The organism is Borrelia sp. RT5S (assembly GCF_021165755.1).
GTDB lineage: Bacteria > Spirochaetota > Spirochaetia > Borreliales > Borreliaceae > Borrelia.
Genome location: NZ_CP088940.1, coordinates 18295 through 30932, shown reverse-complemented (window position 1 = coordinate 30932; position 12638 = coordinate 18295). Strand labels below are relative to the sequence as shown.

Genomic DNA, 12638 nt, shown 5'->3' with positions numbered 1-12638 from the left:
TTTTAAAGTGCAGTACTTGTAAGGGTATTATGCATCAAGAAATAGGGATTTAGAACAGTTGTTGGGATAGGAGTAGCAATCGCGCTAGATCTCCAGTCTTGCCTCTTGAATAAAACACTCTTCATCCTTACCTATGTCACTAAATGAACCAACAATAATTTCCGCCTCCTACCTGAAGCAGTAGTCCTGTGTAGAGAAATTCAAATCTATGTGAGAGTAGAAGCCTTTAGTAAGAGTTAAGATTTCAGTTTTATTAAAAGATTTCTTATATATACTGCGTTAGTTTTATTCATCGTCTTGTGCAAGTTGGTTATATTCGTCTTTGAGAGCTTAAAGTAGTTAAGATTGGTGCTCTGATTAAGATTTAAATGTTTTTCTTATCTTGTAATAGTGACTTTAACATAATGAGAGAGTAAGTAGAGTTACCTTTAAGAATGTTTAAAAATGCTTTTGCTCGTCCATTAAGTCTAAGTTTATAGTTTTAGCATCAATAATACATTAGCTAGATATGCATCAAGAGAGCGCACTTCCAATGAGATTTGTAGTAAAATTATTAAGATTAGAAATTTTATCCTCACTAGTAGTTTCATCCATTATAGCTCCTCTAAATTGACGATCTAGTTATAAGATCTACTAGGCAGTAATGAATACTAGAAGCATAATACTTATGCTTAATACTAGATTTATTATAATACTACACCATTAACATGTCAATATATTTACTCTTTTATAATAATCTTTTGTTAAGGATAAAACAACTAAAGAATTGAGGGATAAGTAGGTCAAATACATATATTAAATATAAATATAGAAAGATATAAGATAGTTACACATACAATAAAACAATACACTTTCCAATTATATTATATAATTGGAAAGTGTATTGTTTTATTGTATTGTGTAACTTTATTGCTATATAGAATATGTCCTTACTCTTAACACCTCCCTTACTCTTTTTATCTTTCTATATTTATATTTAATATATGTATTTGACCTACTTATCCCCTCAATTCTTTAGTTGTTTTATCCTTAACAAAAAGATTATTATAATTACCCTAAAAGGAGTAAATATATTGACATGTTAATGGTGTAGTATTATAATAAATCTAGTATTAAGCGTAAGTATTATGCTTCCTAGGAGTATTCATTACTGCCTAGTAGATCTTATAACTAGATCGTCAATTTAAGAGGGAGCTTATAATGGATGAAACTACTAGTGAGGATAAAATTTCTAATCTTAATAATTTTACTACAAATCTCATTAAGGAAGTGCGCTCTCTTGATGCATATCTAGCTAATGGTATTATTGATGCTAAAACTTATAAACTTAGACTTAATGGACGAGCAAAAGCATTTTTAAACATTCTTAAAGGTAACTCTACTTACTCTCCTCATTATGTTAAAGTCACTATTACAAAGATAAGAAAAACATTTAAAGCTCTTAATCCAGAGCACCCAATGCTTAACTACTTTAAGCTCTCAAGAGACGAATATAACCAACTTGCACAAGACACGATTAGTAAAACTAAAGAACGCAGTATATATAAGAAATCTTTTAATAAAACTGAAATCTTAACTCTTACTAAAGAGCTTCTACTCTCACATAGATTTGAATTTCTCTACACAGGACTACTGCTTGCTTCAGGTAGGAGGCGGATGGAGATTATTGTTGGTTCATTTAGTGACATAGGTAAGGATGAAGAGGGTGTTTTATTCCAAGGGCAGCTTAAGACTGGAGATCTAGCGCGATTTAGCACTCCCTATCCCATACCTTTAACTGTTCCTAAATCCCTATTTCTTGATGCATACAATACCCTTACAAGTACTGCACTTTATAAAGACTTAAGACAAAGATGGGAAGATAATGAGTTTAGCGATGCTGAGCTTAGCAATCTACTCAAGCAAGTACTTATTAAGCTATTTGACTCCAAATTTACTACTTCTGACTTGCGGGCCATTTACACAACTCTTATCTTAAAACGTGAAGGCTACTTTAATGATGCCTCAGGTGGTAAGGAAATACTTCCAAGGGTTGCTGAAATACTAGGGCATGTTGATGATGAGTCGGCTGCACAAAGTTATAGGGATTTTAAACTCACAAGGGCTGCTGTACTTACTGACTTACATCTCAAGGTTGCCTACATTAGGCAAAATAGAAAACTAGAAATAAGTAAAAGGATGCTAAACTGGCTCTATACACCTTCTCTTAACCCTAGAATATCTGATAAACGCAAGATCATGCGGGCTAGGACCTTTGATTCATTTAAAGAGTCCATGATCATAGCCATTGACCTCTTTAATACCAATGGTAAGCTCTTTAATATAAAGGAGCTTAAATATGAATTTAGGAAAATACTTGCTCAGAATGGGTACAATGTTAAATCCAATGGAGAGATGATTAAGGAATTCTTTGATCACTTTACTGGTATTGATAAAAAAGGTGAGGTTAAGATTGCCGGTATTAAGAAAACATCTATTGATAAAGACTTTATTAAGAATACTCTCATTCCTGATGAAGCTGCTAGGCTTAACACGATGCTTCCTTTTAAAAGCAAAGAGACTATTGATGAGAACTTTGCTATTTTATCCTTTATTCTAGGCAAGGGTTTACTCAGCACCAAAGCTGTTCTTATTGACGTATTTGATTACATTACTATAAAAGACAAGTTCCCTACATTAACTCAATCACGTTACAAGACATTATTTAAACTTCTTACTAAGGAAATTGTTCTTATTAAGCACAAGATTAAATCTATGCGTCAAGCCTTTACGGTCCAGTTATGCGAGTAATGGCTACTGGGGGGTTTAATACTTCACAAGATTTAGAATACGCTATTAACCAGATAATAAAAGACCTTGAGCATGATGGGAAGCAAGTAATTAATATCAAGTATGCGATCTCTACTTATTCAAGCGAGTCTTATGCTAATGAGCTACACTACGCTTTAATTGTTTACAAATAAACAACAATACCTTTATAAAAAGCATTTGTGCACCCATACCCCTCATTCTTATTTTTTAAAATATGAAAGCAACATTACCGCTGCTGGTACTCCTACTCCTAGTATCCAATAAATAGGGCTTATCGCTGCCTTAATATCACTTTTAAGCTCTTTCCTATTTTCCTTAAGCTCAGATAGTAGCTCGGCCCTTACTGTCTCTATGTCGCCCTTGACTGTCTCTATCTTGTTCTCAAGCTTACCTATCTTGTCCTCTAGCTTACCTATCTTGTCCTCTAGCTTACCTATATCACCTCTAAGCTCACTCCTTACTGACTCTATCTTACCATCAAGCTTGCTTGTGCCTTCCTTAACATCTTTACTAAGAGTTACCATTTGTTTCTCAAGCACAGTCATTCTAGTTTGCAAACTCTCATAGTTATAATTAGAGTTTCGAAGTAAAACATACTGAACTACTGCCTCTGGAAACCCCTTGTCAAGAAATACCTGCTTTACTTCCTCATACTCCGGTAAGCGATCATACGCAAGATTACTCATACACACCCCCTTGCATCTCAACCTAATCTCATTCTAATCTAATTTTAACATATTGTCTTGCTAGTTAATCTTTAAATAGATCCTCAATAGCTTTATCAGGATAAGTATCAATATTAATATTCTTACTAGCTGTACCTCTAACAGGTGCAGTAACAGCCATTGTAGCTGCTCCTACAACAGCAGTACCTGTAAGAGTAACACTTACATCCAAGCCTGTTCTAATCTCATCGCGAAGAGTATTAACATTTTTGTTAATCTTCTCCAAGATAAGCTTAGTACTAGCATTATCATTACGAATTGCAACCTTACGCTCGCCAGCATCAAGCGAGACCTTATCACCACTCACACTTTCCTTCTTGCGCCCAACCCCACTGAGTGCACCTATTACAAATGGCTGGTCAAATTTGTTATTAAGAAATGCAATCACAACCTCAGATCCAACCTCAGGTACATAATCAAACTCACGCCCTGCAATCATGCGAACTGCAGGCAAAGTAATAGCATGCCCTTCTAGCTCAACTTCAACAGCCAAGGAATTCTCATTTATCTGTACTACAACCCCAACTAAATTACTGGGTAGGTACCTTTTACACAACTCAATTATCTTAAACCCATCCATCTTTACTCCTTTAATACCTAAATTTTAACACATTTAATTGACCTTGAAATAATAATATGATATAATTATCTTTAGGCTGCTTGAATATATTGGGTTGAAGGATGAAGGTAGGAGAAGAAGAATTAAGGCAGTTTGTGCCTTTTGAGGAGCAGCAGGACATTCGGGAGGTTTTCTTTAGGAAGGCCGTTGATTTCGGGGTTGATACAAATTCTAATAGTAGAGATATTGCTTTATTAAACTTGATGCTTGAGCTTAGGCTAGACATTAGGAATGAGACTTACTCTGTTGGGAAGAACTATGATATTAGGAAATCAGAAGGTTTGTTCCTAGACATGGAAGCAAGCAAGATTGGACTTAGGAGAAAACCTGCTAGGGAAGCTAGACTTGTTTGCAAGATCATCGGTTCAGGCAATGGAGAGATTAGTAGCGACACTAAATTTTACTATGCTGAGCAACAAGAGACACAAAAGACAAACGGCAGGCTTGAATATACAGCATTAGATACAACTAAATTTACTAGTAAGGGTAACGATACAATACTACTTAAAGCCACAGTTGAGGGTGCTCTATATAACCTTGAGAAAGGGAAGCTTTATACAGATGAATTTATTACAGGCCTGACTCACTTAGAAATTGCAAGTATTAATACTAGGGGTGAGGATAGGGAAGATGATGAGGCTTATAGAGCTAGGATTTTAAGAGAAATTAATGGACTAACGTTACGAGACACAAACTCATATTACAAACGCAAGTTAGAGGATACAGATCTTATAAGAGAAGTTTTGATTGAAAGAAAGGGTGTTAATAATACCAAATTTACACTAAGACCTCATAAGGACACAACAACAGAAGAAGAGATGAAGCAACTGGTACTTAAAACTATTGCTCACAGATATGAGGTGTTAGAAAAAATTGATTATAAGAAGGCTATAAAGAAGACAGTTAACATCAAACTTAAGAAAAAAGACAACAGTATTAATAGCAATCTATGCAAGGCTAGGTTACAAAAATATATTGCAAGCCTTAATATGGGTGCGTCTTTTAGTTTATATGACATGTATCGCATGTTAGGCAATGGAGTTAATATCATTGTGCCTAGAGAAGATCAAACTGCAGCTGTTAACGAATATTGGGAGGCTTCAATCTCATTTGAGGATTAGAATGAATACAAAAGACAACATGAATACAGAAGACAGTATGCAGGTAGAAGTAGAAATAGATTATAATTGTAAAGAATTTGAAGTATACAGAGAATATTATCTTAATAAGATTAGCTACGAAGTACTAGAGAGCGAGCCACATAGAAGGCTTGCTGAGCTTGCTATTCATACATTTTATGAAGAATTTAAGATCGCACAAAGGGTACATAAAAACTTTTTTTGGCATCTACTAGATCCAGATAACCCTGCTGATTATAAGCACTTACAAAGTCAGGCACGTGCTTGGGGGTTCCCTATCTTCTCTTTTGAGAAGGAAGATAGGGAAAAGTTTTACCACAGAATGGTAAAAGAGGGTCTTGATTTCATTCAATGGATGGGTACCGCAAAACAGACAGAAGATATTCTCTCGACAATTTTTGGTAAGAAAGACGACAGGTGGTGGTACTCAGATTATCAAGAAGACGGGAAGGAGTTTATCTCTATTGAAGTCTACATGCTAGAAGAGGAGCAAAAACTACAGGCATTAGAATACCTAGAAAGAGCTATACCTCCCTACATTCAAATTGAGATAATCAGATTTGTATTAAAGCCACATAAACTAAAGAATGGCGCTAAGAAATACTCATACGATGAGCTTGTAGCAGCAGGTGGGTCGCCTTTCATTAAAGATGAACTTAAAGACTACGTTAAGGATGCCATTATGCTTCCTCATGAGGCGTTTACTCTTAATTCTGTTGTAAGCAAAAATTCATCTAGTAAGTTTACAACCTCTACTAAAAGAGAACTTATGAAAATAACAAAGGACTCAGGAGACCAAAAGGTAATAATCTTATTTACAGACCCTGCTATTAAACTACCAATCATTCAGGATGTGATTGATAACTATTTCCTCAGGGGAGATGACTCACAGATATATGTCTTCAGAGACCCTCAAGACATATATAAACACTAGGAGAAGATGAATGAGTGTGAATAAAACAAAACAAAATATACAAAATCAAGACTCACAATATGCAAAGCCATATGAAAAGGAGATCGAATCATTACAAAGATTGATTCTAGTAGATACCATGAAGGCAATTAAGGAAAAACTTTCAGAGGGTAACCTTGAAGACATTGCGAAAATCGATAATGTTAAAGATCTCAGATTAGCTATGGATTTACTCGTGGAAATGGAGGAAAGATTATACTTACTTAATGATAACAAACGTAATATTAGAATAAATTTTAACACCTTTGTTCCTAAATTTAGCATGCTAGGCTACTCTTACAACAAAGCAAGACATAAATTAGTAGCTAGTGCTAGGGGATTGGGCAAGACGCATAACTCTGCTCGTATTTGGCTTGAATATCTACTTGAATCAGACAATAACATGTCTTGGTTTAGATACACTGAAGGTGCAGTACATGACAGTTTCGTAAATTTATTTACACACATAATAGAGAAAGAGAACCTTAAATCTCTTTTCAAGGTTCAATATAATAGAAATAGCGGATTATGGGAAGTTAAGAGTAAGGTAAGCAATTCTATTCTTGACTTCAGAGGTGGTTATTCCCCTCATATGCTTAAAGGACTTGAAGGAAAGAATAAATTATTATTCGACGAGGCTATTGAATTCCCTATTGAAACTCTGCTTAAACTTGAAGGTAATGTGAAGCGAAGTGACAAGGTTGAATTTTGGTATCTATTCAATTATGGTGAGCCCTCTAAGGGTGTGCTTACAAGTTCTACACACTTAATAGAGGGGTTTAAGAAAAGAGGTGCTTATATCCTTTCACTTAAGCCTGAGGATAATATTTACCTTGATCCTGCCTACGTAGAAAACCTAGAAGGGTTTAAATACTTAAGTCCTGATGCCCACTATGAAGCCACTGGTAAGCGAGTTTCTAGTAATGAGATTTGCAAACCAAAACCAAAACTTAATATTTTAAGACGAACAATTAAGAGAGGGTATCAAGGACCCCAATACTAATCTAGCAAGCGAGACGCTTTGTTGTGTTCCAAATCACTGCTTAATCTACCCCTTGAGAGTAAATTAACCTCATAGCTAGTATCCCTTTTATAAACAAACTCTTCCTTAGCTACATATCCTGATAACTCACGTCCATATTCTCTAATCTCTATAAATTTAAGCTCAACCTCAAGGTAATTCCTAGCATTTCCCTTAATATCTATCTCTTGAAGGTAATACCCAAAATTAGTAGGCTTAAGCCCTGCTATTAAAGAAGATTGAATCGATATCTCATATGGCCTTGCTCCTTCCTTCCTAGTACGTCTATATGATTCAAACAATTCATACAGCTTTGCTACTTGCTCTTCTTTAGTTATAATGCTGTACTGCTCCTCGCTGGATAAAGACTTACTAGCTAGTCCTCTCCTATTACTAGCAACTAGCTCTTTTAAATAGTCAATATCAAACACATCGTAAATATTGGCAGTTAGAGTAAAAGTTGCAGGTTCAAGACCATTATACAAGTAATGTGGTACCCCAAGGCCTTGCTTACCACTAGGGGAGATAATCTTAACCTCACTCCTATTCTTATGGTTATGCTGAAATCCTACTATATTGTAAAGAGTAATCTTGCGATCTAATTCGGATCCCTTCCCATCATCAGCACCATAAACTAAATCTAGGAAGCAATCGTCTCTTGCTACGGGTACAAAATAAGGAACATTGATTGGAAACAAAGGCATAAAATCCTTCTCGTTGCTGCCCATCCTGAGGATTTGTAAAACCCTAAGTCTCATTGACGCCTTAAGCTCAATCTCTCCTGTTGAAAAATCAAGGCCTTCTAGCAAACAGATAATCTTATCTATAGATTTAGCATTTAAATTTTGTTCTTCTGAATGTATATATATACTAATCTTTTCCGTATATGCTGAATAAATTTGATCAAAAAAGTAAACATTCTCCGGTAATTCTAAATCTAGGGTCCCTCCACTGAATGACCTAAGAACACCTACAAGCTGTCCTTTCATGTTATATTGCTCTTCATTCTCAAACTCTAGGTCTAGCGAAAAATTAAGAGGGTATATGGGTACCATATCATTATTATGTTCAAGTTCAATAGAAAGTGAATCCCTATCATAAAAGTATGTATTCTCAAGATAAGGATCTGCCCTGCTCCTAATAGGCTTAGCTTCTATCTGAGCTAGTGTAATCTTTTTATATAAATCATTAATGCCACCCAAGACATTGGTTGTAATCTTATTATTTACAACAGTATCTAGTACCCCTGCGCCTGCAACCTTAAGTTCATGCTCAACGCGTCTCCTAATACCTCTTGCAGCCTGTACAGCGTCTTCAAGCATCTAGGCCGCCTCCAAATAAAAAAGACTTTCTTAAAGTTTCTAATAAATCTAATTCAGCCCCACTATCATGTTCAATTCCTACCTTATCTAGGATACTTGCAACATTCCTATCAATGTTTGCTAGAAAGCCTACTCCCTTATCTAGTGAACTCTTAAGATAAGCTATATCCTTCATTCCAGCCTCTAATGAAGGCAATTTAACGGCCTCACTAAGATTTTTCTCAAAATCAATTTTAACAGCACTAGTTAAGTTTGAAAGTGAGGCAAGCCGTGTGTACCCAAGTGAATAAACCTCAGAAGATCTTCCCATATTCTTAAATAAAGTCTCAGATCGTTTCTTTAAATCATCAAGAGATTTCATGGCCGATTGCGAGTCCCCTACTAATAAATCTCCAACACCAGTTAAATCACCAAAGTATGATATAACTCCAAGCACTCCTTCCTTAGCGGTACCACCTATGATCCCCAACTTCTCTTTTATTGAGCCTGCAAATTCAGATAACTTTCCTAACACCCCATCTAGTATTCCCTTAAGAGAATCAAACAACCCTGTATATTCAAGACCTAGAAACAATGCACTAGCAGCTGCACCTGCAACACCCGCCTTGCTTGTAACAAGTGCAGCAGCCATCTTGATAATCTTACTTGATACTTCATTATAAATGGTTCTAGCCTGCTCACCAACTCCTAGAAATAGTAAATAAAACATTTTAGAAAGATTAGGGATTACTTTAGCTAACCCCGTAAATGCCGTAAACGTAGTTTTTGCAAAAAGAACAATTCCTGCTGTTCCCATCTTAATAGCTGAGGGTAGGGCAGTAGAGAATACACTAAAAATTCCCTTGCCCAATCCCCATACAGCACTGCCCAAACTTAAGAATAGCCCAACTAAAATATTACTCCTGCCTAGAACAAAAAGTCCCTTAATAATACTTCCAAGGCCTCTACCCATGCTCTTAAAGCCCCCTCCTATATCTGTAAACATGCCCTTAAGAGATCCCTTATTATGATACAATCCCGTTAATGCAATTATCATAGGCGCCATATCAGAGAAAATAGATAAAACAGAACCTGCTGCTCCCATACTAAAAGTTAAACCACCTCCTAAGACCTTAGCAAATATATTATTGCTCTCTCTCATCTGATTAATAAATCCTATGGAAGTGCTCCCAACATCTAAAGCCATCCATTTAAACCCTCTAGCAATCTTTCCATACCCAACTTGAAAATCCTCAACCATAGTATTAAATGCTTTACTACTCCCCGCAAAGGTTCTATTCATAAGATTCGCATTATCTTCATATTTTTTAGTCATGAAATGATTATTAGGATTTACCTCTTTATTATTCTCACGAGTGAACGAATCAATTTGAGTCTTCATTCCACCTAAATTTGGAATCGAGATTGCAACCGACTTAGATCCTCTTATGGTAAAGACCTCCATAAGATCACTAATTACATCCCTTAAGTCCTTGTCCTTATGCTCTGATTTGGATAAAAAATTAATGTGTGATAGCGTTTCAACTAAATCCATCTCAGCACCATTCTTGTGCTTAAACTCAGTTCCCCATCTCTTCTTAGCTCTAGCTAATCTTATAAGAAAATTATTAATAGCAGTATCAGTTTCACTAGCCGTCACTCCAGCAGAAGTCATGGTACCTGCCATTACCCCCAGTTCTTCTAATGTAAACCCAGCACCAAGATTATTAGTAGTTAAAGATTTTGATAATGCCTTATATGGGGTCTCTCCCCTATCCAGATTAAATTTATACTTGTTAGATACCATACTCATGGTATTAAGTGTACGCTCCATTATAACCCTAGGATCAATATCAACTGTGTTATCTGCCCCGTACTTCTTCCCATGTATCTGATAGAATCCCTTCATCTGATTGTAAGAATTGACTAAATAATTAGTCATATCCGTCCTTGCTATTTCAGGAAATATCTTATCAGCATGAGATAGCATATCAAGCCCCACAAGAGCCGATGACATATCCATATTACCAGATAGAAATGTTCCATAGCTTTTAACAGCGTCAGAATAGGAAATATTTTTAAGGGGATTATTTAGAGTAAATTTCATAATATCTTCGCGTATTTTAGATGCAGCTTCTTGCCGCTTGATTAAATGAAGCAGGCTTCCATCAGGATCTTTAAGATTAGTTTTACTAATAAATTCCTTGTCCACATTAGAAGAGTCAAGAAACATAGAAAGCCTAGCAAACCTGTTTTGTACAGATCCACTACCCTCTACAGCACTCTTTGTAAAATCAGCAATAGGACGCGAAAGCACACTAAATGAACGCAAGGCAGTTTCCCTAAATCTATATAGCTTGTAGCTATTATTATCCAGCTTCATTCCAAACTCATCAAAAAATATACCTATATCATCTCCTTGCCTCTTAAAGCTACTACTAAAATCAATATTGGAAAAACTATTAAGCTTGCTAGTTATATTCCCAAGCGAGTTCTTTGTATTCTTTGCAAATGAAGCAACCGTTTGATTCAAGCCACTAAAAGATTTATTGATTGCATCTGAGAAGAAATTAAAATTCCCCTGTAATTTTGCAAAAGTCTCATTCATCTGAGTAAGACTTTCAATTACCCTACCAATACCTTGCCTAAAAGTTTCATCTTTCAGCAATAACTCAAATGAAGCATTAAATTCATCGTTCATTCTTACTTCTCCTAATTTTTCTTCCCAAGAATCCTACGAGCAGCATCACATATTGCATCAGACCCAACCTTAATTTTATGCTTTACGATATTATCTAAATCCATTTGCGCTCTTAAGCACTCCTTATAGCTTATCTTGTCAGTGTCGATTGAAAGATATAGCATGGCAAGGGATCTAAACATATCATAATTCTTCTTCATAGCTTTAAATTCTTGACTCCTAGAGTGCCCTCCATTAGTAACCATAGATCTTTGAGCAGTCGATCTCTTCGCATTTCCAATTGATTTCTCCCCTTCGCTCAAGAAGAAAGGAAAATACTCTTAATGCTATGAAAGGATGTTTTTTAACCAAAAACTCTAGTACATATGCTACTTCTTCTTCCTGACATGGATATAGCAATGTTTTATCAATAACCTCCCTTGCAACCCTCTCTTTCTCATCAGAAGAAACACCCTCTGGAAAAATACCTTGGTAAGCAATTATCTCTCCCATATTAAGTTCCCTGAAATACAGATATCCAAGCTCTTGAACAAAAAAACAACTAACTGGAGCTCCCTTATTAGCTTGTACAACAGCTCTGTATTCTTCCTTTTCAAGCCTTGGATATCGTAACTCTACCTCTATCCCCATAGTGTCATCCAATTCTTCTTTATTCAATTCAACTTTTCTTGTCCTCATCTTCTTTATGCTCTCTTCTCTCTTTATTGTCTTACTCATACACATTGTCTCCTATTAAAACAAATATTCTGTTGCGCAAACATAACCTGCGAATAACCCTTACTTGCATAGTGCACAACTTTGCTTATTCTCTTATCGTTTATGAAATTTAACGATCTTACACTTAAATTAATATCAATTAAATTGTTCCCAAACACAGTAACGCTGTGTTTGAGTTTCTCAAGCTCTTCTAGCTTCATATAAAGCAGGACAGTTTCCTTATCTATATAATAAGATAAACCATACTGTGTTCTACAAAACCCAAGGAACTGACTACCATCTCCTGTGAAGGTAAAATTTAAAACTTCAAAGTCATTAACAACTCTGTATAGCTTACTGCCTACAGAGTCAATAATAGCCTTAAGACTATTATTTTCCTTAAAGGACTTATTAAAAATTACCTGCTTTAAGTCAGTTACAACCCTAGGGGTGCAGTAGTAGATAAATTCCCTTCTATTAGCAACAACTACAAACTCGTACGATGCAAAATTATCAGCAACCCTTACAACATCACCAATATTAAGCTTGGTATTAGTTTGAAGAATGAAAATCATAAAATCACCACGATCAACAATAAAAGCGGAATAATAGCCTATTTGCTTTCCACCAACTACTACACGCAACACCTTATATCCCCTGCTAATCTAGCTAC

General features: G+C 35.6%; 12 protein-coding genes. 5 read left to right on the top strand and 7 right to left on the bottom strand.

What is annotated here, in order from left to right; genetic code table 11:
• The first annotated feature begins 1200 nt into the window (after window positions 1–1200).
• On the top strand, window positions 1201–2790 hold the full coding sequence (locus LSO06_RS05095; RefSeq protein WP_231761025.1) for a protelomerase family protein: 1590 nt from the start codon (window positions 1201–1203) through the stop codon (window positions 2788–2790).
• Window positions 2781–2963: a sporulation protein Cse60 gene (locus tag LSO06_RS05090; RefSeq protein ID WP_231761024.1), complete on the top strand. Its 183-nt coding sequence runs from the start codon at window positions 2781–2783 to the stop codon at window positions 2961–2963. The genes LSO06_RS05095 and LSO06_RS05090 overlap by 10 nt, the downstream gene beginning before the upstream one ends.
• 48 nt (window positions 2964–3011) lie before the next feature.
• On the opposite strand, the gene bdr is transcribed toward LSO06_RS05090, so the two are convergent.
• Both bdr and LSO06_RS05080 read right to left on the bottom strand, forming a co-directional pair.
• Window positions 3012–3497, bottom strand: a complete 486-nt coding sequence (gene bdr / locus LSO06_RS05085) for a Bdr family repetitive protein (RefSeq protein WP_231761023.1) — start codon at window positions 3495–3497, stop codon at window positions 3012–3014.
• Window positions 3498–3561: 64 nt separating this feature from the next.
• Window positions 3562–4116: a phage baseplate assembly protein V gene (locus tag LSO06_RS05080; RefSeq protein WP_231761022.1), complete on the bottom strand. Its 555-nt coding sequence runs from the start codon at window positions 4114–4116 to the stop codon at window positions 3562–3564.
• 101 nt (window positions 4117–4217) lie between these two features.
• Between LSO06_RS05080 and LSO06_RS05075 the strand changes: the two genes are divergently transcribed.
• The 3 genes from LSO06_RS05075 to LSO06_RS05065 are packed head-to-tail and all read left to right on the top strand — an operon-like array spanning window position 4218 to window position 7249.
• A complete protein-coding gene (locus LSO06_RS05075; RefSeq protein WP_231761021.1) occupies window positions 4218–5276 on the top strand; it encodes a baseplate J/gp47 family protein in 1059 nt (352 codons plus the stop codon).
• A complete protein-coding gene (locus tag LSO06_RS05070) occupies window positions 5266–6228 on the top strand; it encodes a hypothetical protein (protein ID WP_231761020.1) in 963 nt (320 codons plus the stop codon). Before LSO06_RS05075 ends, LSO06_RS05070 begins: the two co-directional genes overlap by 11 nt.
• A 10-nt stretch (window positions 6229–6238) precedes the next feature.
• The gene (locus tag LSO06_RS05065; RefSeq protein WP_231761019.1) at window positions 6239–7249 is read left to right on the top strand and encodes a phage terminase large subunit; all 1011 of its coding nucleotides are present in this window, start codon (window positions 6239–6241) and stop codon (window positions 7247–7249) included.
• Here the strand turns inward: LSO06_RS05065 and LSO06_RS05060 are convergent.
• From LSO06_RS05060 to LSO06_RS05040, 5 genes are read right to left on the bottom strand one after another with little or no spacing between them, the layout of a single operon-like run.
• The gene (locus LSO06_RS05060; RefSeq protein ID WP_231761018.1) at window positions 7246–8589 is read right to left on the bottom strand and encodes a hypothetical protein; all 1344 of its coding nucleotides are present in this window, start codon (window positions 8587–8589) and stop codon (window positions 7246–7248) included. The genes LSO06_RS05065 and LSO06_RS05060 overlap by 4 nt on opposite strands.
• A complete protein-coding gene (locus LSO06_RS05055; protein WP_231761017.1) occupies window positions 8582–11269 on the bottom strand; it encodes a phage tail tape measure protein in 2688 nt (895 codons plus the stop codon). The genes LSO06_RS05060 and LSO06_RS05055 overlap by 8 nt, the downstream gene beginning before the upstream one ends.
• Before the next feature lie 11 nt (window positions 11270–11280).
• Complete coding sequence (locus tag LSO06_RS05050) at window positions 11281–11514, bottom strand: hypothetical protein (protein ID WP_231761016.1); 234 nt, start codon at window positions 11512–11514, stop codon at window positions 11281–11283.
• Window positions 11504–11986 carry a hypothetical protein gene (locus tag LSO06_RS05045; RefSeq protein ID WP_231761015.1) on the bottom strand — a complete coding sequence of 161 codons (483 nt, stop codon included), beginning with the start codon at window positions 11984–11986 and terminating at the stop codon, window positions 11504–11506. The genes LSO06_RS05050 and LSO06_RS05045 overlap by 11 nt, the downstream gene beginning before the upstream one ends.
• On the bottom strand, window positions 11983–12612 hold the full coding sequence (locus tag LSO06_RS05040; protein WP_231761014.1) for a hypothetical protein: 630 nt from the start codon (window positions 12610–12612) through the stop codon (window positions 11983–11985). The genes LSO06_RS05045 and LSO06_RS05040 overlap by 4 nt, the downstream gene beginning before the upstream one ends.
• Window positions 12613–12638: the final 26 nt, after the last annotated feature.